29 protein-coding genes and 1 other RNA gene are annotated in these 24,521 nt (G+C 72.6%); 16 read left to right on the plus strand and 14 right to left on the minus strand.

Features of this window, described 5'->3' with window-relative positions:
- Positions 1 to 131: 131 nt before the first annotated feature.
- The 3 genes from ME121_RS12060 to ME121_RS12070 all read left to right on the plus strand — a co-directional run bounded on the left by ME121_RS12060 (position 132) and on the right by ME121_RS12070 (position 1,676).
- Complete coding sequence (locus ME121_RS12060) at positions 132 to 326, plus strand: P-loop nucleotide/nucleoside kinase family protein (protein ID WP_029358698.1); 195 nt, start codon at positions 132 to 134, stop codon at positions 324 to 326.
- A gap of 234 nt (positions 327 to 560) precedes the next feature.
- Complete coding sequence (locus ME121_RS12065; RefSeq protein WP_024828759.1) at positions 561 to 842, plus strand: hypothetical protein; 282 nt, start codon at positions 561 to 563, stop codon at positions 840 to 842.
- Positions 843 to 950: 108 nt separating this feature from the next.
- The gene (locus ME121_RS12070; RefSeq protein ID WP_053621371.1) at positions 951 to 1,676 is read left to right on the plus strand and encodes a hypothetical protein; all 726 of its coding nucleotides are present in this window, start codon (positions 951 to 953) and stop codon (positions 1,674 to 1,676) included.
- 8 nt (positions 1,677 to 1,684) lie between these two features.
- On the opposite strand, the gene ME121_RS12075 is transcribed toward ME121_RS12070, so the two are convergent.
- Together ME121_RS12075 and ME121_RS12080 are read right to left on the minus strand one after the other, a co-directional pair.
- Positions 1,685 to 1,972, minus strand: a complete 288-nt coding sequence (locus ME121_RS12075) for a hypothetical protein (protein WP_029358695.1) — start codon at positions 1,970 to 1,972, stop codon at positions 1,685 to 1,687.
- A gap of 408 nt (positions 1,973 to 2,380) precedes the next feature.
- The gene (locus ME121_RS12080; protein ID WP_024828757.1) at positions 2,381 to 3,058 is read right to left on the minus strand and encodes an HAD family hydrolase; all 678 of its coding nucleotides are present in this window, start codon (positions 3,056 to 3,058) and stop codon (positions 2,381 to 2,383) included.
- 187 nt (positions 3,059 to 3,245) lie between these two features.
- On the opposite strand from ME121_RS12080, the gene ME121_RS12085 reads away from it, so the two are divergent.
- Positions 3,246 to 3,566: a hypothetical protein gene (locus tag ME121_RS12085; RefSeq protein WP_012321429.1), complete on the plus strand. Its 321-nt coding sequence runs from the start codon at positions 3,246 to 3,248 to the stop codon at positions 3,564 to 3,566.
- Positions 3,567 to 3,579: 13 nt separating this feature from the next.
- On the opposite strand, the gene ME121_RS12090 is transcribed toward ME121_RS12085, so the two are convergent.
- A complete protein-coding gene (locus ME121_RS12090; protein WP_012321430.1) occupies positions 3,580 to 4,074 on the minus strand; it encodes a PAS domain-containing protein in 495 nt (164 codons plus the stop codon).
- Positions 4,075 to 4,262: 188 nt separating this feature from the next.
- Here ME121_RS12090 and msrA point away from each other — a divergent pair, with 188 nt between their 5' ends.
- Positions 4,263 to 4,919, plus strand: a complete 657-nt coding sequence (gene msrA, locus ME121_RS12095; RefSeq protein ID WP_024828755.1) for a peptide-methionine (S)-S-oxide reductase MsrA — start codon at positions 4,263 to 4,265, stop codon at positions 4,917 to 4,919.
- Between the two features lie 3 nt (positions 4,920 to 4,922).
- Here the strand turns inward: msrA and ME121_RS33580 are convergent, their stop codons facing one another.
- Together ME121_RS33580 and ME121_RS12100 are read right to left on the minus strand one after the other, a co-directional pair.
- Positions 4,923 to 5,090 carry a hypothetical protein gene (locus ME121_RS33580; RefSeq protein WP_164891351.1) on the minus strand — a complete coding sequence of 56 codons (168 nt, stop codon included), beginning with the start codon at positions 5,088 to 5,090 and terminating at the stop codon, positions 4,923 to 4,925.
- Between the two features lie 9 nt (positions 5,091 to 5,099).
- On the minus strand, positions 5,100 to 6,626 hold the full coding sequence (locus ME121_RS12100) for an FAD-dependent monooxygenase (protein ID WP_059408904.1): 1,527 nt from the start codon (positions 6,624 to 6,626) through the stop codon (positions 5,100 to 5,102).
- A 55-nt stretch (positions 6,627 to 6,681) separates the two neighbouring features.
- On the opposite strand from ME121_RS12100, the gene ME121_RS12105 reads away from it, so the two are divergent.
- Positions 6,682 to 7,335 (plus strand): TetR/AcrR family transcriptional regulator, encoded by a 654-nt coding sequence (locus tag ME121_RS12105; protein ID WP_029358692.1) that lies wholly within the window; start codon positions 6,682 to 6,684, stop codon positions 7,333 to 7,335.
- A gap of 24 nt (positions 7,336 to 7,359) precedes the next feature.
- On the opposite strand, the gene mepA is transcribed toward ME121_RS12105, so the two are convergent.
- Positions 7,360 to 8,280: a penicillin-insensitive murein endopeptidase gene (gene mepA / locus ME121_RS12110; protein WP_012321435.1), complete on the minus strand. Its 921-nt coding sequence runs from the start codon at positions 8,278 to 8,280 to the stop codon at positions 7,360 to 7,362.
- A 120-nt stretch (positions 8,281 to 8,400) separates the two neighbouring features.
- Between mepA and ME121_RS12115 the strand changes: the two genes are divergently transcribed.
- On the plus strand, positions 8,401 to 8,829 hold the full coding sequence (locus ME121_RS12115) for a PRC-barrel domain-containing protein (RefSeq protein WP_012321436.1): 429 nt from the start codon (positions 8,401 to 8,403) through the stop codon (positions 8,827 to 8,829).
- A 33-nt stretch (positions 8,830 to 8,862) separates the two neighbouring features.
- On the opposite strand, the gene ME121_RS12120 is transcribed toward ME121_RS12115, so the two are convergent.
- From ME121_RS12120 to fumC, 4 genes are all read right to left on the minus strand, one after another.
- Positions 8,863 to 9,489, minus strand: coding sequence for a ParB-like protein (locus ME121_RS12120; protein WP_012321437.1), 627 nt, complete (start codon positions 9,487 to 9,489; stop codon positions 8,863 to 8,865).
- Positions 9,490 to 9,570: 81 nt separating this feature from the next.
- Entirely contained in the window at positions 9,571 to 9,795 is a 225-nt protein-coding gene (locus ME121_RS12125; RefSeq protein WP_012321438.1) for a ribbon-helix-helix domain-containing protein, read from the minus strand.
- A gap of 130 nt (positions 9,796 to 9,925) precedes the next feature.
- Complete coding sequence (locus ME121_RS12130) at positions 9,926 to 10,129, minus strand: DUF4169 family protein (protein ID WP_012321439.1); 204 nt, start codon at positions 10,127 to 10,129, stop codon at positions 9,926 to 9,928.
- A 62-nt stretch (positions 10,130 to 10,191) separates the two neighbouring features.
- Positions 10,192 to 11,601 carry a class II fumarate hydratase gene (gene fumC, locus ME121_RS12135; RefSeq protein WP_012321440.1) on the minus strand — a complete coding sequence of 470 codons (1,410 nt, stop codon included), beginning with the start codon at positions 11,599 to 11,601 and terminating at the stop codon, positions 10,192 to 10,194.
- Between the two features lie 133 nt (positions 11,602 to 11,734).
- Here fumC and ME121_RS12140 point away from each other — a divergent pair, with 133 nt between their 5' ends.
- The gene (locus tag ME121_RS12140) at positions 11,735 to 13,123 is read left to right on the plus strand and encodes a cytochrome P450 (protein WP_059408905.1); all 1,389 of its coding nucleotides are present in this window, start codon (positions 11,735 to 11,737) and stop codon (positions 13,121 to 13,123) included.
- A 435-nt stretch (positions 13,124 to 13,558) separates the two neighbouring features.
- On the opposite strand, the gene ME121_RS12145 is transcribed toward ME121_RS12140, so the two are convergent.
- A complete protein-coding gene (locus tag ME121_RS12145) occupies positions 13,559 to 14,185 on the minus strand; it encodes an SspB family protein (protein ID WP_012321442.1) in 627 nt (208 codons plus the stop codon).
- Between the two features lie 65 nt (positions 14,186 to 14,250).
- Positions 14,251 to 14,632: a transfer-messenger RNA gene (gene ssrA, locus ME121_RS12150) on the minus strand.
- On the opposite strand from ssrA, the gene ME121_RS12155 reads away from it, so the two are divergent.
- From ME121_RS12155 to ME121_RS12185, 7 genes are all read left to right on the plus strand, one after another.
- Positions 14,624 to 15,481, plus strand: coding sequence for a CPBP family intramembrane glutamic endopeptidase (locus ME121_RS12155; RefSeq protein ID WP_059408906.1), 858 nt, complete (start codon positions 14,624 to 14,626; stop codon positions 15,479 to 15,481). The two genes, ssrA and ME121_RS12155, sit on opposite strands and share 9 nt — an antisense overlap.
- 119 nt (positions 15,482 to 15,600) lie before the next feature.
- Positions 15,601 to 16,395: a thymidylate synthase gene (locus ME121_RS12160; RefSeq protein WP_059408907.1), complete on the plus strand. Its 795-nt coding sequence runs from the start codon at positions 15,601 to 15,603 to the stop codon at positions 16,393 to 16,395.
- Complete coding sequence (locus tag ME121_RS12165) at positions 16,392 to 16,892, plus strand: dihydrofolate reductase (RefSeq protein ID WP_012321445.1); 501 nt, start codon at positions 16,392 to 16,394, stop codon at positions 16,890 to 16,892. Before ME121_RS12160 ends, ME121_RS12165 begins: the two co-directional genes overlap by 4 nt.
- Positions 16,893 to 17,174: 282 nt before the next feature.
- Positions 17,175 to 18,359 (plus strand): FtsH protease activity modulator HflK, encoded by a 1,185-nt coding sequence (gene hflK / locus ME121_RS12170; protein ID WP_059408908.1) that lies wholly within the window; start codon positions 17,175 to 17,177, stop codon positions 18,357 to 18,359.
- Positions 18,356 to 19,333, plus strand: coding sequence for a protease modulator HflC (hflC, locus tag ME121_RS12175; protein ID WP_012321447.1), 978 nt, complete (start codon positions 18,356 to 18,358; stop codon positions 19,331 to 19,333). Before hflK ends, hflC begins: the two co-directional genes overlap by 4 nt.
- Positions 19,334 to 19,446: 113 nt before the next feature.
- A complete protein-coding gene (locus ME121_RS12180) occupies positions 19,447 to 20,997 on the plus strand; it encodes a DegQ family serine endoprotease (RefSeq protein ID WP_012321448.1) in 1,551 nt (516 codons plus the stop codon).
- 142 nt (positions 20,998 to 21,139) lie between these two features.
- Complete coding sequence (locus tag ME121_RS12185; RefSeq protein ID WP_012321449.1) at positions 21,140 to 21,646, plus strand: coiled-coil domain-containing protein; 507 nt, start codon at positions 21,140 to 21,142, stop codon at positions 21,644 to 21,646.
- 3 nt (positions 21,647 to 21,649) lie between these two features.
- On the opposite strand, the gene serB is transcribed toward ME121_RS12185, so the two are convergent.
- Positions 21,650 to 22,543 (minus strand): phosphoserine phosphatase SerB, encoded by an 894-nt coding sequence (gene serB, locus ME121_RS12190; protein WP_059408909.1) that lies wholly within the window; start codon positions 22,541 to 22,543, stop codon positions 21,650 to 21,652.
- A 14-nt stretch (positions 22,544 to 22,557) separates the two neighbouring features.
- Here serB and miaA point away from each other — a divergent pair, with 14 nt between their 5' ends.
- Entirely contained in the window at positions 22,558 to 23,484 is a 927-nt protein-coding gene (gene miaA, locus ME121_RS12195) for a tRNA (adenosine(37)-N6)-dimethylallyltransferase MiaA (protein WP_059408910.1), read from the plus strand.
- A 133-nt stretch (positions 23,485 to 23,617) separates the two neighbouring features.
- Here the strand turns inward: miaA and ME121_RS12200 are convergent, their stop codons facing one another.
- Positions 23,618 to 24,487: an NAD(P)-dependent oxidoreductase gene (locus tag ME121_RS12200; RefSeq protein ID WP_024828742.1), complete on the minus strand. Its 870-nt coding sequence runs from the start codon at positions 24,485 to 24,487 to the stop codon at positions 23,618 to 23,620.
- Positions 24,488 to 24,521 lie beyond the last annotated feature (34 nt).

Here is a 24,521-nt window from a genome sequence, read left to right on the forward strand (position 1 = left end):
CCTCGGCGACCGGCGCCCTCGGTGACCGGTGCCCTTGGCGGCGGCGCCCGGCGGATGGCAGGGTGGGACCATGACCCTGCCGGTTCACGGCGCAGGGGCCGCGAGGCGCGGCCGAATTCGGAACCCGGCTCGTGGCGCTGCTGCGCCTCGGCCTCTCGGTCGTGCTGGACTTCCCGGCCAACACCGTCGCCAGCCGGGCCCGGATGCGGACCCTGTTCGAGGCGGCCGGCGTCGCCCATCGGCTCCACGTCCCGACGTGCCCGACGCGGTCTGCCAGGCCCGCCTCCGCCTCCGGAACCCCGCGGGTGCCCATCCCTTCACGGTGACGGACGCGGAGTTCGACCTGTTCAGCCGCTACTTCGTGCCGCCGGCCCCGGCGGAGGGCTTCACCCGCGTCGTTCACCGGGCGTGAGGCGGGCCGCTCCGCCCGCATCGCGGCGCCCGCTCATCCACAGGGCCCTTCAAAATTGTGCATTGCAACCCTCGACCGGCCCGCGCGTTCACCGTCTGGCTAAGTCCGCTCAGCTACAAGCTTCGCCGTCTGGATCGGAGTTCGCAGGATGCCTGTCGAGAGTTGGCTGAACACGGAGGATGTGCCGGATTTCGCGGCGCACGCCACGGCGATGATCGACGCCGCTCTGACCGGTTCGGGCCTGACGCGCGAGGCCTACTGGGCCGCCGTGCGCAAGGGCTACAACACCCCCTACAACGATCCGCCCCGCAAGCGCGCCGCGCCGGCCCAGCCGAACGCGATCGCGGTGCCCGCCGGCCCGGCGGCCGAGCCGCTGCCGGTTCCGGCCGGCGTCATCGCGGCCCGGGCGACGGAAGCGCGCGCCGTCTGATTGTCGACGGATCCCGCCTCGCCATCTTGCCGACGTTTTACGCAAGCTTCACTAATCCCGAACCCCGGTCCGGCTCCTGACGGAGCCGCCCGTCGTCAGGAAGTGAAGATGGTCCGCGTCCCCCGCTCGCTCCCGGTCGGAGCTCTCGCCCTGCTCGCCTCCGGGCTGGTTACCGGCCTCGTTGGGGGCGTTCTCGGCGGGACCTGCCTGGTCGCGACGGCGGCCCACGCCCAGGACGCGGCGGCCCAGGACGCGGGGGGCGGCGACGCGGCCCCGACGCGGCGCGGGCGGCGGCACGGCCGCGAGCGGAGCAAGCGCGCCGAGAAGAAGACGGCGACCCCGCCCGGGATGCAGCAGGCCACGCCGGTGGCGATCTTCGGCGACTGGAACGTGTTCGTGAACGGCGACGGCCGCAACAAGCTCTGCTACGCGATCGCGCAGCCGCAGACGCGCTCGCCCAAGACCCTGAAGCGCGACACCGCCTACCTGTTCGTGAGCGTGCGCAGGGGCGAGAACATCCAGAACGAGGTGGCGGTGATGCTGGGCTTCCCGTCGAAGCCCGCGGCCTCCCAGATCAAGCCCGGCTCCGCGGCCGCGCCGACCGACCCGAGCCTCAACCTCGGCGCCAGCCGCTACGGCCTCGTGGTGAAGGACGGCAATGCCTGGCTGCAGAATCCCGCCGAGGAGGCGCGGGTCGTCTCCGAGATGAGCGCCCGCAACCCGAAGCTGATCATCAAGACCACCTCGCTGCGCGGGAACCCGACGAGCGACGAGTACGCGCTCGGCGGGTTCGCGGAGGCCATGAAGCGCACCCGCGACGAGTGCAGCAAGTAGCGGGCGGGTCAGGCCCGCCGCAGCGCGGGCCGGTGCGCCCGGGCGGGTGATCGCGTCCGGGCGCTCATGCGCGCGCGGGCCGCGCGTGTCGCCTGCTCGGCCGTGCGGAACACGGCGCCGTCGAGCCCGTCGAAATCGCGCGCGGACGAGAAGAACCGGACGCCGCGCCCCTCCGGGACGGCGATCCCGGCGGTGACCTCACCGATCTCGATCACCCGGGCGGGCTCGGTCGGGCCGAGGACCGGGTCTGCGAGGTCGGGACGGTTCTCGGGCTTGTACTCTGCGAGACTGTGCATCGGATTGGGAACTCCCTGGGCCGGCTTCTCGCCGTTCCGGATCGCGTTGGCTGCTGCGGAGATTCGACGGGGCTCAGCGTCGACAGCGCCGGCGGGCGGCGGAGCAGCAGGGGGCGATCGGGGGCAGGGATCGAAGGGACGATGTGCGAGTGACCATCGGACGTCCTCCAGACTGAAGGACCGCGCGGCGCGGGGCCGGCGCAGTGCTTTAGCGTTTGATCACGCGGCGCAAGCTACGCTTCTCAAATGACCGCGGCCGGCCCCGTCGAGCGCCCGAAGGGGCTCGGCCGGACCGGCACCCCTGAAAATGGGCGCGGCGCCGCGCACCGTCAACGGAACGGACTTCCGATTTTCGGAGCCCGCCTGGCAGGAAGCCGGCTCCGGGCGCGCGTCCGGGAGGCGGATCGTTCAGGCCGCGGCGATCACCGCGGCGAGGTCGGAGAAGTCGGAGAAGATCCGGGCCGCGCCGGCCTCCGCGAGCCCGGTGCCCGCCGGGTCGTGTCCCCAGTGGCCGCCGCCGGTGAAGCCGGCGACCCGCATGCCGGCACTCCGGGCCGCCGTGACCCCGGGGACGCTGTCCTCGATCACGAGGCAGGCCGCCGGGGCGACGCCCATCCGCTCGGCGGCGAACAGGAACAGGTCTGGGAAGGGCTTGCCCCGCGCCACCTGCGCCGAGGAGAAGACGTGGTCGCCGAACAGGGGCAGGAGCCCGGTCAGCGTCAGGGAGTGGCGCAGCCGAACCGGGTCGCTGCTCGACGCGACGCAGACCGGCAGGCCCACGGCGGCGACCGCCTCGGCGACGCCGCGCATCGCCCGCAGGTCCGCGTCGAACAGCGCCAGGGTCTCGGCCTTCACCGCCTCGACGAAGCCGTCGGGGGCGGTGACGCCGTAATCGCGGGCGACGTGCGCCATGATCGAGGGCATCGCGGTGCCGGTGAAGCGCGCCCGCACGGTGGCGAAGTCGATGTCCACGCCGATCCGGTTGAGCCCGGCCGTCAGGCAGGCGAGGCTCAGGGGCTCGCTGTCCACCAGGACGCCGTCGCAATCGAAGATCACGAGGCCGAGATTCGTCGCGCGCGCGTCCAAAGTCGACCGTTCCCGCACGGCCCGCCGCCGCCGGGCGACCCTGTGGCACGGGCCCGAGGGCCCGGCAACCGCGCGGATCGACGCTCGCCCCGGGCGCTTGCACCTTGCGGCGCGGCCCCATACTCCCGGGGCGGGCGCGCCGCTCCGGCCCCCACGGCCCGTAAGGCAAGGCTCAGAAGGCCCCGCGATGTTCCGCTTCCTGGCCCGCGTCCTGGGCTTCCTGCTGATGGCCGGCGGCTTCGTCGCGCTGGTCTACGACGGCGCCCGCTCCATCGCCAACAACGGGCTGCGGGTGACGCCGCTCTCCGACGTGATCGCCATCCTGTTCAAGGACAAGGCCAGCGCCCTGCAGGGCAGCGTGGAGGGGGCGGCGCCCTGGCTCTGGCACATCCTGGGCCTGCCGCTCACCCTGGCGCCGGCCTCCCTGATCGGCCTCGGGCTCGGCGCGGTCCTGCTCTGGCTCGGCCAGCCGGGCCGCGAGCCGATCGGGTTCCTGACGAAGCCCTGATCCTCCGGGCGGCCTAGCGGGCCGCGAGCTTGGCCTCGGCCTCGGCCAGGGCGGCCTTCAGCCGCTCGATCTCGGCGGTCAGCGCGTAGTGCTCGCTGACGTCGAGCTGCGAGGCGAAGAAGTAGACCACCCGGCCCGCCTCGTCCCGCACCGGCCCGACATAGAGGGCGTTCTGGAAGGTCGAGCCGTCCTTGCGGTAGTTGAGGAGGTCGACCCGGATATCCTCCTCCCGCCGGATGGCCGCGCGGAGGCGGTCCACGGCCGCCGCCTCGGTGTCGGGCCCCTGCAGAAAGCGGCAGTTGCGGCCGACCACCTCCATCCGGGTGTAGCCGGTCAGCTTCAGGAACGCGTCGTTCACGAAGACGATCGGATTGTCGTGCTGGGCCGGATCGGTGATGATCATCGGCATCCGGGTCGCCCGCACGGCGGCCGCGAAGGGGTCGCCCCGGTGCGACTCCGCCTTCAGCTCGTCCGGCACGTGGCTCGTGGCGGTCCCGCCCGTCTCCATCCGGATCAGCCCCTCATAACGCCGCGCAGGGCGGCCATCCGACCAGTATCTCTCCGGGCAACAAGCCGGAATTTGCCCGCGAGATCCAGTCTCGCGGCTCGATTTAGGGCGGCCGGAGCGCCGAACGCTTTCCCGGCGGTCCCGGCCGTTCCATATCGGGCCGGAGCCCGAGACCGGAAGGCGAGCCGATGTTCCTGTTTCGCAAGCGTCCCGCGATGCCGGCCCCGGCCGACGCCCTGCCCGGACGCCCGACCCCGATCCCGACCGCCGAGACGCATGTCGTCAACGGCAACCCGCTCAAGGGTCCCTATCCGCCGGGCACCGGGACGATCGTGCTCGGGCTCGGCTGCTTCTGGGGCGCCGAGCGTCGGTTCTGGCAGCTGCCCGAGGGGGTGTTCGTGACGGCCGTCGGCTACGCCGGCGGCTACACCCCGAACCCGACCTACGAGGAGGTCTGCACCGGCCGGACCGGCCACAACGAGGTGGTGCTGGTCGCCTTCGATCCGGCGGTTCTGCCCCTGGAGGCTGTGGTGCGGACCTTCTTCGAGAGTCACGACCCGACGCAGGGGATGCGCCAGGGCAACGATGTCGGCACGCAGTACCGCTCGGGCATCTACACCGTCGGCCCCGACCAGGACGCCGCGGCCCGGTCCGTGCGCGCCGCCTACGCGGAGGCGCTCCGGGCGCGCGGCTTTCCCGACGTCACCACGGAGATCCGGCCGCTGGAGCAGTTCTACTTCGCGGAGGCCTACCACCAGCAGTACCTGGCGAAGAACCCGGCCGGCTATTGCGGCCTGGGCGGCACCGGCGTCAGCTGCCCGGTGGGAGCCGGCGTCGCCGCCTGAGCCTCACGGGCTCCGGCTGTCGGGCCGCGTCTGCGGGCCCGGCACCGGGGCGCCGGCGGCGCTGCCCCGCAGGGGCGGGGTGCTGTTCGGGCTGCGCAGCACGATCAGCACGCTGCCGAGGACCGAGAGCGCGAGGGCGGTCGCGAGGAGGATGAAGAGCCAGCGGGGCATCCGGGGCCGTTAGCACATCGGGGCCGGCGCGCCGAGCGGCGCACCCGGCGACGGGCCGAACCAGCGGCTTACCGCCTCCCGCAGGCCGCCGAGGGCGTGCGCCGCGCCCGTCCAGGCGATGCAGCCGTCGGGACGGACCAGCATCGAGGGCCCCTCCGGGACCGCGACGCAGGTCACCCGCCCCGTGGCCGCGGCGACCATCCGGGAGGCCGCGCCGTCGGCGCTGCCGTCGACGAGAAGGCCCCGTCCGTCCTGCATCGCCCCGTAGAGCGTCGCGCCGCCGGGGCCGAGCGGCCCGTCGCCGGCCATCCGGCCGACCGCGTCCTCGGCCGAGCCGAGATCGTACCAGGCGCTCAGGCCGCGCATCAGGCTGCCGAGGATCCGGCTGACCTCGTCGCTCTCCAGGAGCCGCGCCATCAGGTCGCGCAGCGCGCCCGATTGCGGATCGGGCCGCAGGATCGCCGCCTGGGCGCGGGTGTTGGCCGTGACGGCCTCGACCACCGGGCGCCGCTCGGCCGTGTAGGTGTCGAGCAGGCTCTCGGGCATCTCCCCGCGCAGCACGGCGGCGAGCTTCCAGCCGAGATTGGCGGCGTCGCCCAGGCCGAGGCTCAGGCCCTGGCCGCCGAAGGGCGCGTGGACATGCGCCGCGTCGCCGGCCAGCAGCACGCGGCCCCGGCGGTAGGTGTCGACGAGGCGCGTGTTGTCGGCCCACCGGTTCGCGGCCTCGACTCCCGCGACGCGGACATCCGTGCCGCTGACCCGGCGCAGCACGGTCTCGATCTCGTCGCGCGTGACGGGCGCCTGCCGGTCGGCCGGCGGGCCGCTGAAATCCAGCATGAACAGCCGGCGCGGGAACGGCCCGTGGCCGAAGACGCCCCCCGGCCCGCGGTGCCAGCCGACCGGCAGCGCGCCGGCGGGATCGTCGAGATCGGCGATCGCCTGGTACATGGTGAGCGTCGGCGGCGTGCCGGGAAACGCGAAGCCGGCCATCTTGCGGACCGCGCTGCGGCCGCCGTCGCAGCCGACGAGATAGGCGCAGCGGACCCGCCCGTCGCCCGCCGGCGCGGTCCAGGTGACCTCGACACCGTCGGCCGCCTCCGTGAAGCCCGTGAGCGTGCAGCCGCGGCGCAGGTCGACCCCGAGCGCCGCGGCGCGGTCGATCAGCATGGCTTCGAGGCCCTGCTGATCGACCGCGCGCATGCGCCGGTCCGGCTCCGCCTGCGGGTCGCGGCGGATGAACAGGAAGCCGAAATGGCCGCTGAACTTCGCGCCGCGCAGGCCGCCGCCGGCCTGCCCCGGCACCCGGTCCATCGCCGCCAGGCTCCGCGCCTCCGCGGCCTCGATCGCCGCGCCCATGCCCCGCCGCTGCAGCGCCTCGACGCCCAGGGGGCCGACCCCGAGCGCCTTGAGGGTGGTGCTCGGCGCGGTGAGGCGCTCCAGCACCCGGACGCGCGCGCCCCCGAGGGTCAGCTCGATGGCGGTGAGGAGCCCGACCGGCCCGGCTCCGGCCACGACGACGTCGATCGCCCGATCCATGGACTCAATCCATTTATATACTCAGTCCATAAATCGATGTGGTATGTGGCGGCGCATGTCAACGTCCCCCGACCGCCGGTCCCGCAAGCGCCTCGCCACGCGGCAGGCCATCTCGGACGCCGCCACGCGGCTGTTCCTGGAGCGCGGCTTCGACGCCGTGACGGTGGACGAGATCGCGGCGGCGGCCGATGTCGGCCGGATGACCGTGTTCAACCATTTCCCCCGCAAGGAGGACATGTTCTACGACCGCGACGAGGAGGGCCGCGACCTCCTGCGCGAGACCCTGCGGCAGCGCGATCCCCGGGTCGCGCCGGTCGAGACGCTCCGCCAGCTGGCGCACCGGCTGGTGACGGGCCGGAACCCGGTCGTGGACTTCTCCGCGCGCAGCGGCGCCTTCGTGGCGACGGCGGCGGAGAGCGAGACGCTCAAGGCCCGGGCCCGGGCGATCCGGGACGAACTCGCGGCCGTGCTGCGGGTCGCGCTCGCCGAGTCCGTCGGGCGCGGGCCGGAGGATCCCGACGCCGATCTGGCGGCCGGCCTGCTCCTGGCGACCTGGAGCGTGGCCTTCCTCCGGGCGCACCGGACGTTCGGGGCGACGCGGCGGACGGAGGCGGCGAATGCCGCCTTCCTGGCAATCATCGATCGGGGGACGGCGGGCCTGCGGGCGGCGCTGGCCGGCACGCCCTACGCGGAGGCCGCCGCGCCCTGACGGCGACCGCCCCGGGGCGCCGGCCTACGGCGCCTTCAGCACCGCCCGGCAGGCGGCGGGCAGCGCCGCCATGGTCATGGCGGGCTTGGGCTTCGGCGGCGTCTTCGGGGGCTTCGGGTGGAGCACCGCGTCCGAGAACCAGTAGCTGAGGTCGTCGCAGCCGTCGCCCGGCGGCGGCGCGCCCTGCGGCTGGCAATCCTCCTGGCCGGCCGGGCAGGCGAGCCGGATATGGTAGTGGTAATTGTGCCCGTACATCGGGCGCACCTTGGACATCCAGCGGCTGCCCGCGGCGTCGCGGCAGAGGGCCTTCTTGATCGCCGCGTTGACGAAGATGCGCTCCACCTCCGGCTGCTCGGCGGTGATCTTGATCAGCTGCAGGTGCGTCGGCGTCCAGACCTCGGGATCGATGTCGAGGCGGTCGCGGCGGACCATGTCGGTCGCCGAGGTCTCCTCGCGCTCCGCCCGGCTCATGCGGTGGTCGGGCATCGGCGTCAGCCAGACGTCGGCGTCGATGCCGATCTGGTGCGAGGCGTGGCCGGTGATCATCGGGCCGCCCCGGGGCTGGGCCATGTCGCCCACGAGCAGGCCGGGCCAGCCGACCCGGGCGGCCTTCTGCGACAGCCGCTCGATGAAGTCGATGAGGTAGGGGGTGCCCCACATCCGGTTGCGGGACGGGCGCATGACCTGCCAGTTCGGCCCGTCCATCGGCAGCGCCTCGCCGCCGGAGAAGCAGCCCTTGGCGTAGAAGCCGTAGATGTGGGCCGGCCCTCCGGCCGGCCTGGTGACGCGCCCGAACAGGGCCTTGGCGGGCGTCGAGGGCGCGTCCGGATGCTCCAGGGGCGGCAGCGGCTTCGGGTTGATGCTGCCGCGATCCTGGGCCTGCGCGGCGGCGGGCAGGAGCAGGGCGGCGAGCGCGAGGCTCTGGGCGAAACGCGGCATCGGCATGCGGGGGCTGTTCGTCCGGCTGGAGAGGGCGGGCGCGGGTGCCCGCCGGAACGTGGCCCAGGGGCGGGGCGTTTTTCGGGCAGACGGCGCGCGCCGCGCGGAAACGGTCGGGAGGCGACGATGGCGGTCACGGGGACGGGCACGGGGACGGGCACGGCGAGCGGTCAGCCCGGCACGGCGAATCCCGCCGACAGGGCACCCCGCCGCCTGATCGCCAGCGATCGGGTCATCGGGACGGATGTCCGCCGGTCCGACGGGACCCGGGTCGGCCGGATCGAGCGGCTTATGCTCGACAAGGTCTCCGGCCGGGTCGCCTACGCGGTGATGAGCTTCGGCGGGTTCCTGGGTCTCGGCGAGGATTTCTACACGCTGCCCTGGTCGGTGCTCCGGTTCGAGCCGCAGCAGGACGCCTACGTGGTCGACATCAGCGAGGAGCAGCTGCGCGCCGCCCCGGCCCGCACCCCCGAGGGCACCGATCCGGCCGCGGACGGCGCCTGGGAGGAGCAGATCCACCGCTACTACGACGCGGCGCCCTACTGGGGGATCTAGGCGACGCCGGGCGTCGCCTGCTCGGAGCGGAACTCAGCGGACGTGGCGGGTCACCGGCCCGCACCAGCCGGGCAGGTAGTCGGCGTCCTTGGACTTGGCGAGCGACATCGCCCGCTCCAGGGCGGAGGAGAAGTCGTTCTCGATCCGCTTCTCCTTGATGTTCCGCCGCAGGAAGTCGGCCCAGAGGAACTCGCTGAACGGCGTCGTGTCCTTCGCGAAGCCGCCGGCCCGGCGCAGCTCGCCGGCGAGGCTGCGGTAGGGGTCGTCCACCAGGGCGTCGACCGATTTCGGGATGTCGCCGAAGTGCCGGCGCACGCCGTCCGCGTCGTAGGGATGGGTCCAGGACTTGTGGTCGCAGACCGTCCAGAACGCATCCTTGTCGAGGTAGTGCAGGTCGGCCACCACGGTGACGAGCACGCTCTCGACGCCCTCCTCGTGCAGGGCGCGGGACAGGTGGTGGTGGTCGATGATGTAGTGGCGCTTCTTCGGGCCCAGCAGGGTCGGGATCATGTGGGCGCCGAGGAATTCCTTCTTCTTCTCGCCGTCGTACTCCCGCCAGCGCCGCCGCTTCTCCGCCACTTCCCGATAGCCCACCGTCATCTGCGTCGGGCGCAGCTCCGCGATCGGGACGGGCTTGAGCAGCGGCTCTCGGTTGGCCATGAGGTCTCCTTCCTGCGTGGATTTGCCACGCGCTCGTCACAACCTATCCAGGATCGGAGGACCGGCCAGGGCGCGCGGCGCTCACGTTTCCGGCATCGCGCGGACGGCCTCCAGCACGAACACGCGGATCGCCGAGGACAGGTTCTGCCCGTCGCGGCCGGCGTCGATGTGCCCGATGAGGGCCTGGACCGACTGGCCCCGCGCCTCCGCGATCGCCCGCAGGGCCGCCCAGAACGGGTCCTCCAGCGACACGCTGGTGCGGTGGCCGGCGATCATCACGGAGCGCTTGGTGATGCCGGCGCTCACGCGGGATCGGCCGCGCGTCCCGTCCCCGCGCGCGGAACGAGACGGTCCAGGACGGCGCGACGCCCCTCAGCCCCGCGAGACGGGATCGCTCCGCCCCGCGCGCGAGGACGCCGGCCGGGGAGCGACGGGATCATTCCGCGGTATCGGGCTCGGAGGCGCCCCGCTCGAGGCGGTGGCCCTCGTGGCGCTCGGTCTCCAGGGCCTTGCGGCGCTGCTGGAGCGTCTTCGCCTTCTTGGGCTGCCCGAAGGCGATCCGGTTGGACTCGGCCTTCGTGTCGGCCTCGGCCCGGGCCTTCGCCTTGCGGACCTGACGCAGGTTGATGATCTCGGCCATGGATCGCCTCCCGGTGTCCCGCGGCCGGCGCGGGCGGACCGCGCCGGCGAGTCTCGGAAGAATCAGTCGGCGCTCGGCGCCAGCATGGTCTCCGGCCGGACCACGCGCGCGAACTCCTCCTCGGTGACGTAGCCGAGGCGCAGGGCCTCCTCCTTGAGGGTGGTGCCGTTCTTGTGCGCGGTCTTGGCGATCTCGGCGGCCTTGTCGTAGCCGATCGAGGGCGCGAGGGCGGTCACCAGCATGAGCGAGCGGCTCATCAGGTCGGCGATCTTGTCCTCGTTGGCCTTGATGCCGACGACGCAATTGTCGGTGAAGCTCACCGCCGCGTCGGCGAGCAGCCGCACCGACTGCAGCACCGCGTTGGCGATCACCGGCTTGAACACGTTGAGCTCGAAATTGCCCTGGGAGCCGGCGAAGCTCACCGTGGTGCCGTTGCCGATCACCTGGGCGCAGACCATCGTCAGGGCTTCGCACTGGGTCGGGTTGACCTTGCCGGGCATGATCGAGGAGCCGGGCTCGTTCTCGGGCAGCGACAGCTCGCCGAGGCCGGAGCGCGGCCCCGAGCCGAGGAAGCGGATGTCCTGGGCGATCTTGAACAGGCCGGCGGCGAGCGCCGACAGGGCGCCCTGCGTGAAGACGAGGGCGTCGTGGGTGGCGAGCGCCTCGAACTTGTTCTCGGCCGAGGTGAAGGGCAGGCCGGTCAGCTCGGCGACCTTGGCGGCGAACCGCTCGGCGAATTCCGGGTGGGCGTTGAGGCCGGTGCCGACCGCGGTCCCGCCTTGGGCGAGGGCCAGCACGCCCGGCAGGGTCGCGGCGACCCGCGAGCCGCCGAGCGCGACCTGCGCGACGTAGCCGGAGAATTCCTGGCCGAGGGAGACCGGGGTCGCATCCTGCAGATGGGTGCGGCCGATCTTGACGATCGACTCGAATTCCTTGGCCTTGGCGTCGAGCGCCCCGTGCAGGTGGGAGAGCGCCGGCAGCAGGCGCCCCTGGATCTCGCGGGCCACCGCGATGTGCATGGCGGTGGGGAAGGTGTCGTTCGAGGACTGGCCGCGGTTGCAATGGTCGTTCGGGTGGACCGGCGACTTGCCGCCGCGCTGGCCGCCGAGCCGCTCGTTGGCGAGGCTCGCGATCACCTCGTTGGCGTTCATGTTCGACTGGGTGCCCGAGCCGGTCTGATAGATGACGAGCGGAAACTCGTCGTCGTAGCGGCCCTCCACGACCTCGGCGGCCGAGGCCGCGATGGCGTCGGCGAGCTTCGGGTCGAGGGCGCCGAGATCCTTGTTCACCAGGGCGGCGGCCTGCTTCACCACACCGAGGGCGTGGACGAGCGGCGCCGGCATCCGGTCGGTGCCGATCTTGAAGTTCTGAATCGAGCGCTGCGTCTGCGCGCCCCAGTAGCGATGCGCCGGGACCTCGATCGGACCGAAGGTGTCGGACTCGGTGCGGGTGGCGGTCTCGGTGGGCGACATCGTGGCCTCTACGTCTGGTGCAGTGCGGTGCCTACTTAAATGAGGTGCGGGTGAATCGCGATGCCGGTTTTCCCGGCGCGCCGACAAGGGCGGGGCTCTGTTCCCGCCCGACGTGAAGCCGAACTGGGAGCCGATGAGCGCCACGATCGACCTGCCCGAGCCCGCCACCCGGTTCCGCCCGGCCGTGCCGCCTCCGCTGAAGGAGCCGCTCGGCCTGTTCGAATTCCTGCGGGCGGCGCGGAAGAATCCGATCACCACCTGGATGGACGCGCATTTCAAGCTGCCGGTCGTGGCGGCCGAGGGCGCGATGGGCCGGATCACCCTGGTGAGCGATCCGGCGCTGATCCGCCACCTGCTGATCGAGAACGCCGACGGCTACCGCAAGGACGACCTGCAGCGCCGGGTCCTGGCCCCGGGGCTCGGCAACGGCCTGCTGAGCGCCGAGGGCGACGAGTGGCGGCTCCAGCGCCGGACGCTCGCGCCGATCTTCAACGCCCGCACGGTCCAGGGCTTCTCCGACGCGATGAACGCCGCCGGGGCGCGGCTCGGCCGCCGCCTCGTCCGCCGCGACGGCAAGCCGGTCGACGTCGCCCTGGAGATGACCCGGGTCACCCTCGACGTGCTGGAGCGGACGATCTTCACGCAGGGGCTGCCGAGCGATCCCGACGCGCTGGGCCGCGCCATCACGCGCTTCCTCGAGGCCGTCGGGCCGATCGACCCCCTCGACGTGTTCGGCGTGCCCGACTTCGTGCCGCGGATCGGCCGCCTGCGGGCGCGCCCGGCGGGCCGCTTCTTCGCCGAGGTGGTCGACGAACTCATCGCCCGGCGCAAGGCGCTGATGGCGCGGGGCGAGGCGCCCCGGGACCTGCTGACGCTGCTGCTCGCCGCGCAGGATCCCGAGACCGGCAACGGGCTCACGGACCTCGCCGTGAAGGCCAACATCGTCACCTTCATCGCCGCCGGCCACGAGACCACGGCCAATTCCCTGACCTGGGCGCTCTACTGCCTGTCGCAGGATCCCGCCGCGCAGGCGCGGGTCGAGGCCGAAATCGACGCCGCCGGCCCGGGGGACTTCGCCGTCGAGCGCCTGCCCTTCACCCGGGCGGTGATGGAGGAGGCGATGCGGCTGTTCCCGCCGGTCCCGTTCCTCAGCCGGCAGGCGATCCGGGACGACCGGCTCGGCCGGATCAAGGTGCCGCGGGGCTCGCTGGTGATGGTGGCGCCCTGGGTGCTCCACCGCCACCGGCTGCTCTGGGAGGACCCGGAGGCCTTCGTGCCGGAGCGGTTCCTGCCGGGGAATCGGGACGCGATCCCGCGCTTCGCCTACCTGCCGTTCGGGGCGGGGCCGCGGGTCTGCATCGGCCAGAGCTTCTCGATCCAGGAGGCGGTGATCCTGCTGGCGCACGTGGTCCGGGCGGTGCGCTTCCGGCTGCCGGCCGATCACCCGCCGGTCACGCCGCTCCACCGGGTGACGCTCCGGCCGGAGCACGGCCTGCGCATGGAGGCGACGGCGCGGGGCTAGGGCCCGGCGCGCTTCGAGCCTGCGCGCTACGGTCGTAGATCCGCGCGGCGACGAGCGAGCTTCCGAGGCCCGGCGCCAACATGGCCACCGCCATGGCCGGGATCTGGAGAGCGGAGGCCGTGGCATGTCGCGCGTCCTCCGCCCGCAGGAACAGACGAAGCGCGATCTGGCCGGTCAGGAGGAGGAGGGGGGCTGACAGCGGGCAATCCCATCCGCTGCTCGTCAGCACATCCGTCGGGTGCTGAACCAGCGGCGCGATGAAGGCCGTCCCGCGTGTCGGACTCGCCGTGGCGGTGAAGAACGACGCGGTGAGCGTCTCGCCCGCGTCGAAGCGCTCGGCGCGATGGTTTCCGCGCACGCGCCGACAGCGTCGGCTGCGCGACCGTGTCGTCCACCGCCCGAACGCCCCGGCCGTCGAGTCGGCCAGGGGCGGTCTCAGCTCTTCTTGCGGAACGCGTCCAGGCTCACGACCTCGGCGCTGCCCTCCTCGCCCTCCTTCTTGGCGGCGGGGCGGGGGGCCTTGTCGTCGGCCTTGCCGGCGGCCTTCTCGCCCTGGGCGGCGGGCGCGGGAAGCCCCTTCGGCGCGCTCGCGCCGATCGTGGCGAGCCCGGCGCTCTTGGGCCGCACCTCGCCGGGTTCCGAGCCGGCGCCGCGGGGACCGGGCTTGGCCGGGGCGGCGTTCGCCTCCTCGGGGGTCTCGCCGGCCTCGCTGAGGTCGAACTTCAGGCCGAACTGGACCGAGGGGTCGAAGAAGCCCGACAGGGCGTCGAACGGCACCAGCAGGCGCTCCGGCACGCCCGAGAAGGACAGGCCGACCTCGAAGGCGTGCTCGGTGACGTTGAGGTCCCAGAACTGGTGCTGCAGGACGATCGTCATGTCCTGCGGGTACTTCTCGCGCAGGGCCTGCGACATCCGCACGCCGGGCGCTTCCGTCCGGAACGAGACGTAGAAATGGTGCTCGCCCATCAGCCCCTCGCGGGCCGCGTCGGTCAGCACCTTGCGCACCACGCCGCGCAGGGCGTCCTGTACCAGGAGGTCGTAGCGGATCAGGTCGTCTGCCATCTGCGGTCGCGCTCTAGCCCGGTCTGCCCGGCGCCCCGCCGCGGATGGCCGGACCGAGGACTTGAAGTGGAGGCTTCTGTTGCCAGGTGCCTCCGAACCCCGCCTATGCGGTGCTACCCGCTAGGACTTGAGGTCGGTTTTGGGGACCGCTTACGCGGCCACCGCCACCGGAGCAAAGTTGTCGTTGGCAACTATTGCAAAGGCCCGATAACGGCGGAACCATGCCGAGCGAAAGTCCAACCTTTACGCCCTCGTCGATCCTATGTCGCCCCCGCCGAAGCCCAGGCTCCGAGCACGCGCCTTGCGGCAGCATGTCCTGGGCTCGGGTGGAGGCGCCGGGTACCGCCCCCGGGTCCGATAGGTTTATTGCGAAGAACGTTTATCGCCATAGCCGGCCTCGCGACCGGCTCCCAAGATATAGAGGGGATCGGTCCGGTTTTGAAGCCCGATCGTGTCGCGCCGCTGTCTCATTTGGAGCCTCAGGGCGAGGCTGTTGCCGGAAGTGCGCAGTCGCGCGCCACCGCCCCCGATGCGCGGGGCCGCCTCGAGCGCGTCTGGGCCGCGACGTGGCGGCTCGGCGCCCTGGTCGCCCTCGTGGTCGTCTATCTGGGCGCGGCGAGCCTGCTGTCGCTGGCCACGGTGCGCGTCGGTTTCGACCTGTGGAGCGGGATCGACCCGTTCCTGCCCCCCGAGCGGCGCCCGTTCCTGGGCGCGGTGGAGCTCGCCCACCGGGCCTTCGCGGTCGACGCCCTGCGCCAGGTCTTCCTCGCCGCCCTGGTGCTCGGCGGCGCGTGGTGGCGTGACCGGACCGGCTGGCGGCGTCGCCTCGCCCTCGACCGCGAGCGGCCGAACGGGATGCGGCCGGTCGCCCTGCTGGGCCTCCTGCTGATCTGGCCGGTGCTGCACATCGCCTGGGTCACCGGCACGGCGGAGCTGTTCGGCGCGAGCTTCGGCCAGCACGTGCGGCTGTCGCCGTTCATGAGCCAGGCCGCCGTCGCGGCCTGGCTGGCCTATCTCGCGATCCTGGCGCCCGTGGCCGAGGAGCTGCTGCTGCGCGGCGAGGCCTTCGCCCGCGCCAGCGCGGCGGTGGGGCCGGCAGGCGCGATCCTGGTCACGGCGCTCATCTTCGCCGCCGCCCACGTCTCGTCCTGGGGGCTCGCCCGGCCGGTCTCGCTGCTGCCGCTCGCCCTGGCGCTGGGCTGGCTGCGCTGGCGCACCGGCCGGCTCTGGCCCGGCATCGCCCTGCACGGATGGTCGAACCTCGCCCTGGTGACCTACCTGCTCTGGCCGGCGTGAGGGCGTGTCCGAGGGGCGCCGGCCGGACGCCGCCCGCGGACAGGCTCCCGGCGCGACGGCGGTGGACATATCGCGGCGGCGCGCTTGCCCGGCGGCGCGCCGGCGCGCAGGAATGGGCGATGGACGCATATCACGACCTGCTCCGGCGCATCCTCGACGCGGGCGTCGCCAAGGACGACCGCACCGGGACCGGCACGCTCTCGGTCTTCGGCCACCAGATGCGCTTCGACCTGTCGGCGGGCTTCCCGCTGGTCACCACGAAGCGGCTGCACCTGCGCTCGATCATCCACGAGCTGCTCTGGTTCCTGGCCGGCGACACCAACGTCGCGGCGTTGCGGGCGAACGGCGTGACGATCTGGGACGAGTGGGCCGACGCGAACGGCGACCTCGGCCCGGTCTACGGCCGGCAGTGGCGCTCCTGGGAGAAGCCCGGGGGCGGCACGGTCGACCAGATCGCCTGGGTGCTCGACGAGATCCGGCGCAACCCCGATTCCCGCCGCCTGATCGTCTCGGCCTGGAACCCGGCCGACCTCGACCGGATGGCGCTCGCCCCCTGCCACTGCCTGTTCCAGTTCTACGTCAGCGAGGGGCGGCTCTCCTGCCAGCTCTACCAGCGCTCGGCGGACGCCTTCCTGGGCGTGCCCTTCAACATCGCGAGCTACGCCCTCCTGACCCACATGATCGCCCAGGTGACCGGCCTCGGGGTCGGCGCCTTCGTCCACACCTTCGGCGACGCCCACCTCTACCGGAACCACCTGGAGCAGACCCGCACCCTGCTGGGCCGGTCCCCGCGCCCGCTGCCGCAGCTGCGGCTCAACCCGGAGGTCCGCGACCTCTTCGCCTTCCGGTTCGAGGACATCGCCATCGAGAACTACGACCCGCACCCCGCCATCGCGGCCCCGGTGGCGGTATGAGCGCGACCGTCGCCCCGCTCGTCTCCCTGGTCGCCGCCGTCGCCCGCAACGGCGTGATCGGCCGCGACAACGGGCTCGCCTGGCATCTCTCCAGCGACCTCAAGCGCTTCAAGGCCCTGACCATGGGCAAGCCGATGCTGATGGGCCGGCGCACCTGGGATTCGATCGGCCGGCCCCTGCCGGGGCGCCGCACCCTGGTGCTCACCCGGGATACGGGCTTCCGCGCCGAGGGCGTCGAGACCGTCCACGACTGGGACTCCGCGCTGGCCGCCGCCGGGGCGGAGCTGATGGTGGTCGGCGGTGCCGAGATCTACGCGCTCGCGCTCCCGCACGCCGACCGGCTCCATCTCACCGAGGTCGAGGCCGAGCCCGCCGGCGACGTGCGATTCCCCGCCTTCGACCGCGCCCGCTTCCGGGAGACGTTCCGCGAGGCGCACCCCGCGGGCCCGCGGGACGAGCACGCCTTCGCCTTCGTCGACTGGGAGCGCGCACGCTGAGGCGCGCCGCCGCATTTGCGTTCCGCGCCGCGCATGCCCACCTGCCAGCCTTGACAGCACGGGGCGTGCGCCCGCAGGTGCCTGTCGGGTGCGCGCGCTCACGCCGGGCCTGCACATCCTGCGGGAAGATGCGCGTGCGGGCTCTCGTGGCCTCCAACCGGGCGCGGTCGCCGTGCGATCGGTCCGGAGGGTCGGGACTAGGCGGGCGAGCGTGGCCGTTCAGGCAGGGGGCGCCGGCCGGGATATGGGCCGGGCGCGGACAGGCAGGAGACGACGGCTAGGATGCCTTGGAGCAATCAGAGCGGCGGCGGGGGCCCGTGGGGCCGGCCCGGCGGCAACGGCGGCGGTCCCTGGGGCGGTGGCGGCGGCGGCGGCAAGACGCCGCCGAACCTCGAGGACCTGCTCCGGCGCGGGCAGGACCGCCTGCGCGGCCTGATCCCGGGCGGCGGCGGCTCGGGCGGCGGCTACGGCGGCGGCGGCTCGACCGGCGTCGGCGGCGGCCGCAGCGCGGCGGTCATCGCCGTCCTGGCCATCGCCATCTGGCTCGCCACCGGCTTCTACACCGTCTACCCGCGCCAGGTCGGCATCGAGACGATCTTCGGCCGCTATGTCGGCACCAAGGGCGAGGGCCTGCGCTACAACTTCCCCTATCCGATCGGCGGCGTGGTGAAGCCGGATGTCGGCTCCCAGAACTCGATCCAGATCGGCTTCCGCGCCGGCCCGAACGGCCAGGGCCGCACCCGCGACGTGCCGGACGAGAGCCTGATGCTCACCGGTGACGAGAACATCGTCGATCTCGACTTCGAGGTGCAGTGGCGCGTCAACCCGCTGAAGGCTTCCGACTTCGTGTTCAACCTCCAGAACCCGGAGGGCACCATCAAGGCGATCTCCGAGAGCGCGATGCGCGAGGTGATCGGCCGCCGCAACATCCAGGCGATCCTCACCAACGAGCAGTCGAGCATCGCCCAGGAGGTGAAGGAGATGGTCCAGAAGGCGCTCGACGAGTACGGCGCCGGCGTGCGCATCGAGGTGGTGCAGCTCGTCTCGGTCAACCCGCCGCCGGAGGTGCGCCCCGCCTTCATCGACGTGAACGCGGCCCAGCAGGACGCCGACACGGCGCAGAACGAGGCCAAGACCTACGCCAGCCGCGAAGTGCCGCAGGCCCGCGGTAAGGCGTCCCAGATCGTCCAGCAGGCCGAGGCCTACCGGACGAAGGCGACCGCCGACGCCACCGGTCAGGCCGCGCGCTTCAGCGAGGTCTATGCCTCCTACAAGGCCGCCCCGGCGATCAGCCGCGAGCGGATCTTCCTGGAGACGATGGAGAAGGTCCTGGGCTCCGTGAACAAGGTGATCATCGACCAGAACGGGACGCAGCCCGGCGGCGCGACCGCGGCCGGCGTGCTGCCGGTGCTGCCGCTCTCCGAGTTCGGCGCCCGCGCCCAGACCCAGACGGGAGCCGCCCGATGAAGCAGGCTCTCCGCACCGGCCTGATCGTGGTCGCGGCGATCGTCGCGATCGGCCTCTACGCCTCGATCTTCACCGTCGGCCAGATGCAGCAGGCGCTCGTCCTGCAGTTCGGCCGCGTCCGCGCCGTCCTCAACGCCACCGGCGAGGACAAGCCCGGCCTCTACTTCAAGATCCCGTTCATGGAGAACGTGGTCATCTTCGACAAGCGCGTCCTCGACCTCGACCTGCCGGTGCAGACGGTGCTCACCGCCGACCGCCAGAACCTGGAGGTGGACGCCTTCGCCCGCTACCGGATCGTCGATCCGCTGCGCTTCTACCAGGCGGTGGGCAATATCGCGCTGGCCAACCAGCGGCTCGCGAGCTTCACCAATTCCGGCCTGCGCAACGTGCTCGCCCGCTCGACCCGCGACGCGATCGTGAAGACCGATCGCGGGCAGCTGATGCACCAGATCCAGGAGGACGTGAACCGGCAGGCCAAGGCGCTCGGCATCGAGATCGTCGACCTGCGCATGACCCGCGTCGACCTGCCCGCGCAGAACTCGGCCGCCGTCTACCGGCGGATGAAGACCGAGCGCGAGCGCGAGGCCGCCGACATCCGCGCCAACGGCGACCAGATCGCCGCCACGATCCGCGCCAAGGCCGACCGCGAGGTCACGGTGATCCTCGCCGAGGCGACGCAGAAGTCCGAGCAGCTGCGCGGACAGGGTGACGCGGACAAGAACCGCATCCTCGCCGACGCGTTCGGCAAGGACGCGGACTTCTTCAGCTTCTACCGCTCGATGCAGGCCTACGAGAGCGGGCTGAAGGGATCCGACACCCGCCTGGTGATCAGCCCGAACACGGACTTCTTCCGCTTCTTCAGCGATCCGCAGGGCCGGGCACCCGCCCCGGCAGCCCGCGGACCGCGCGGACCGGCCGATCCGAGCGCCACCACCGGGTCGACGACCGGCTCCACGGCCGGGACGGCGCGCTGAGGGAGCCCGTTGGCGCCCCGGCGCCCGGGGATTACCGTGCAGGACAACCCGCGGGCGATCGACCGTCGGTCGAGGCCCGCGGGACCGGAAACGCGTTCTTGAAGAGGTCGACCATGCACCCCGTCGCGAGCGCCCCCGAGGCGCTGTTCGGCCGCGCCCCGGCGCAGCCCCGCTCCCGCGCCCGCGCGCTGATGGCCTCGATCCTGATCGGCGCCTCCGTCAGCGTCTCCGTGGCCGCGGCCGCCTTGCCGGTCCCGGCCTTCGCCAAGGGGCCGGCCTCCCTCGCCGACCTCGCCGAGCAGGTCACCGACGCGGTGGTGAACATCTCCGCGTCCACCACGGTCGAGGCCCGGGCCGGCCGCGCCGGGCCGCAGGTGCCCCCGGGCACCCCGTTCGAGGACCTGTTCGAGGAGTTCTTCAACCGGCGCGGCGGCCGCGGCGGCGGTGGCGGCGACAGCGACGGGCCGCGCCAGCAGCGCAAGTCGAACTCGCTGGGCTCCGGCTTCATCATCGATTCCGCCGGCCTCGTGGTGACGAACAACCACGTCATCGGCGACGCCAACGACATCCAGGTCATCCTGCACGACGGCACCAAGCTGAAGGCCGAGATCGTCGGCAAGGATTCGAAGATCGACCTCGCGGTCCTGCGGGTGAAGCCCCCGGCCGACCGCACGCTGAAGGCGGTGCCGTTCGGCGATTCCGACAAGATGCGGCCGGGCGACTGGGTCATCGCCATCGGCAACCCGTTCGGGCTCGGCGGCTCGGTGTCGGCCGGCATCGTCTCGGCGCGGGGCCGGAACATCGAGTCAGGCCCCTACGACAACTACATCCAGACGGACGCGGCCATCAACAAGGGCAATTCCGGCGGCCCGCTGTTCAACATGGACGGCGAGGTGATCGGCATCAACACGGCGATCCTGTCGCCGACCGGCGGCTCCGTGGGCATCGGCTTCGCGGTTCCCTCGGGCACGGCCAAGCCCGTGATCGACCAGCTGCGCGACTTCGGCGAGGTCCGCCGCGGCTGGCTCGGCGTGCGCATCCAGAACGTCGACGACACCACCGCCGAGGCGCTCAACCTCAAGGGCGGCGCGCGGGGCGCCCTGGTGGCCGGCGTCGACGAGAAGGGACCGGCCAAGACCGCCGGGATCGAGGTCGGCGACGTGATCCTGAAGTTCAACGGCGCGCCGGTGAAGGCCTCGGGCGACCTGCCGCGCATCGTCGCCTCGACCCCGGTCGGCCAGAAGGTCGACGTGGTCGTCATGCGCAAGGGCGAGGAGGTGACGAAGCCCGTCACCCTCGGCCGCCTGGAGGACAGCGACAAGCCGCAGCTCGCCAACCTGCGCCAGCCGGAGCCCGAGAGCGCGACCCGGCAGGCGCTCGGCCTCAACCTCTCCGGCATGACCGACGAGCTGCGCAAGAAGTACTCCATCAAGGACACCGTGAAGGGCGTGGTCGTCACCCGCGTCGACCCGAACTCGACCGCCGCCGACAAGCGGATCCAGCCCGGCGAGGTGATCGTCGAGGTCGGCCAGGAGGCGGTGAGCACCCCCGCGGAGGTGACCAAGCGGATCGACGCCCTGAAGAAGGACGGGCGCAAGTCGGTGCTGCTGCTGGTGGCGGGCGCCACCGGCGACGTGCGCTTCGTGGCCGTCGGCCTCGACTGAGCCGCCTCATCCGCGTTGCCGAGGGCCGTCGCTCCGCGGGGAGCGGCGGCCCTCGCGCGTTCAGGGGGCCCCACATTGACGCTGCGCCGCGGCACGGCACACTGGGGCAGCGAGTCGGTGCGGCTCGGGCGAGTTCGGACCCATGACGGCCGTCGCGTTCGACACCCTGAAGTTCGCCCGCGCCCTGCGGGAGAAGGCGAAGCTGTCGCCCGAGCAGGCGGAGGGCGTGGCCGACGCGCTGGTGGACGTCTTCGACGGGAATCTGGCGACGAAGGCCGATATCTACGAGCTGCGAGCCGATGTTCAGAGAGTCCGTGGTGACATCGAGGCCCTGAAAATCCAGAGCCGTGCCGACACCGAAGCGCTTCGGCTCGCCACCCAGGGGGATATCGAAAGCCTTCGCGTGACGACCGAGGCCGACAGCGACAATCTTCGCCTCTCCACGACGGCTGGCCTCGAAGGCCTACGTATGGAGATCAAAGCAGGGCTGGACGGTCTGCGCCTCGAAACGAAGGCCGACATCGAGGCCGTGAAGGGCGCGATCGCCTCCGCGAAGGTCGAGACGGTACGCTGGCTCGTCGGCGCGATCGGCTTTCAGACCCTGGCGGTGCTCGGCGCGGTCATCGCCCTGACCCGCACCCTGCACTGAGCCTCACCCGACGAACTCCGCCGCCGCGTAGCCTTGCAGGTACAGGAGCGCGGTGAGGTCGCCGTGCTCGACCCGGACCCGCGCCGCGGCCGCGACCGCGGGCTTCGCCCGGAACGCCACCCCGAGGCCGGCCTCGCCCAGCATGTCGAGGTCGTTGGCGCCGTCGCCGACCGCGAGGGTCTCGGCGGCGCCGAGGCCCAGCTGCCCGCGCAGCGCGAGCAGCGTCGCGCGCTTCTCGGCCTTCCCGACGATCGGGTCCTCGACGCGGCCGGTGAGCCGCCCGTCCGCCACGCCCAGCACGTTGGACCGGTGCTCGTCGAAGCCGATCATCGCGGCGATCGGGCCGGTGAACAGCGTGAAGCCCCCCGAGACCAGGCAGGTATGGGCGCCGTGCGCCCGCATCGTCCGCACCAGCGTGCGGCCGCCCGGGGTCAGGGTCAGGTGCTCGGCGATCAGCCCGTCGACGGCGCCGACCGGGATGTCCTTCAGCAGCGCGACGCGCTCGCGCAGGGCCGGCTCGAAGGCGATCTCGCCCCGCATCGCCCGCTCGGTGATCGCCGCCACGCGGTCCTTGAGGCCGAGCGTCCCGGCGAGCTCGTCGATGCATTCCTGCTCGATCATGGTGGAGTCCATGTCGGCCAGGAACAGGCGCTTGCGCCGGTGCGCGTCGGCGGGCAGCACCGCGAGGTCGATCGGCTCGCCGGCGAGCGCCGTCCGAAGCCTGTCGGTGAGGGACGCCGCGGCCGCCGGCTCGCCCGGCACCAGCAGCTCGGCCGCCACCTCCCGGTGCAGGATCCGCGGCTGGTGCTCCGTCCGCAGCACGGCGCGCGTCTCGGCCAGCACCGCGTCGGTGATGGACGGCCGATCCGGGTTTGCTATCAGGACCGCGACCAGCATCGTGGAGTTTCGCCTTGCCGCCAGACCGGGAGGAAGCCGGGCGGCGCCCGGCCGCGATCCTCATCGCAGGGCCCACCGCCTCGGGCAAGTCGGCGCTGGCCGCCCGGCTGGCGGAGCGTCACGGCGGCGTGGTGATCAACACCGACTCCATGCAGGTCTACGCGGACCTGCGCCGCCTGACCGCCCGGCCCGACCCGGACGAGGAGGCGCGGGTGGCCCACCGGCTCTACGGCCACGTCGACGGCGCGGTGAACTACTCCGCGGGGCACTTCTCCCGCGACGGGGCGGCGCTGCTGGCGACGCTCGGCGGGCGCCTGCCGGTCTTCGTCGGCGGCACCGGCCTGTACTTCCGGGCGCTGGAGCAGGGCTTCTCGGAGCTGCCGCCGGTGCCCGACACCGTGCGCGCGCGGGTGCGGGACGCGGCCGAGGGCCGCCCGACCGAGGCGCTGCACGCCGACCTCGCCCGGCACGATCCCGAGGGGGCCGCCCGGCTGCGGCCGAGCGACCGGATGCGGGTGATGCGCGCCCTGGAGATCTTTCTCGCGACGGGCCGACCGATCGCCAGCTTCTACGGCAATCCCGTTCCCGGCCCGCTGGCCGGGCGGGACCTCCGAAGAATCTTCCTGGCGCCCGACCGCGCGGCGCTGCGGGAGCGGATCGACGCCCGCTTCCGGACCATGATCGCCGAGGGGGCCCTGGACGAGGTCGCCCGCCTGCGTGCGCGACGGCTCGACCCGATGCTGCCGGTGATGCGGGCCCACGGCGTGCCGGGCCTGATCGCCCATCTCGACGGGGCGCTCAGCCTCGACGACGCGATCGCGCGCGGGCAGGCGGATACGCGCGCCTACGCCAAGCGCCAGTTCACGTGGTTCCGCCACCAGATGGGGGAGGCCTGGCGCTGGGTGGATCCGGAGGGGGCGACGGTCGAAGACCTGCTCTGACGCGATCGTCCCCTCCGCCGGGCGAAGGAGGCTCGCCCGGCGCCGCGATCGGCCCGCGCCGCTCTCCCGCACGGGGGCGGGAGCCCGTCGGGTCTCACCCTGGCCTCGAGGTCCAGGAGAACGGCCGGAGGTGTCAGCGCTCCAGCCGCGCCACGAGGCTCGACGTGTCCCAGCGGTTGCCGCCCATCGCCTGCACCTCGGCGTAGAACTGGTCGACGAGGGCCGAGACCGGCAGCTTGGCGCCGTTGCGGCGGGCCTCGTCCAGCAGGATGCCCAGGTCCTTGCGCATCCAGTCGACCGCGAAGCCGAAGTCGAACTTGCCCTGGTTCATCGTCTTGCCGCGGTTCTCCATCTGCCAGGAGCCGGCGGCCCCCTTGGAGATCACGTCGAGCACCGCCTCGACGTCGAGGCCGGCCCGCTTGGCGAAGTGGACGCCCTCCGACAGGCCCTGGACGAGGCCGGCGATGCAGATCTGGTTGACCATCTTGGTGAGCTGGCCGGCCCCGGCCGGGCCCATCAGCCGGCAGGCCCGCGCGAAGGACCCGATCGCGCCCTCGACCTTGGCGTAGGTCGCCGCGTCGCCGCCGCACATCACGGTGAGCACGCCGTTCTCGGCGCCCGCCTGACCGCCGGAGACCGGGGCGTCGATGAAGCCGAGCCCCTTGGCCTCGGCCGCCGCGGCGAGCTCCCGGGCGACCTCGGCCGAGGCGGTGGTGTGGTCGACGAACACCGCGCCGGGCTTCATGCCGGCGAGCGCCCCGTCGTCGCCCAGCACGACGCTGCGCAGATCGTCGTCGTTGCCCACGCAGGCGAACACGATCTCGGCGCCCTCGGCGGCCTGCCGGGGCGTGGGCGCGAAGGCGCCGCCGTAGGTCTTCACCCAGGCCTCGGCCTTCGGGGTGGTGCGGTTGTAGACGGTGACGTCGTGGCCACCCTTCTTGGCGAGGTGTCCGGCCATCGGGCCGCCCATCACGCCGAGACCCAGGAATGCGACCTTCGCCATTGTCGTGCGCTCCTCGCGGGCCCGGACCGCGCCG

It is taken from the genome of Methylobacterium sp. ME121 (assembly GCF_000974725.1).
GTDB classification, from domain to species: Bacteria; Pseudomonadota; Alphaproteobacteria; order Rhizobiales; family Beijerinckiaceae; genus Methylobacterium; species Methylobacterium radiotolerans.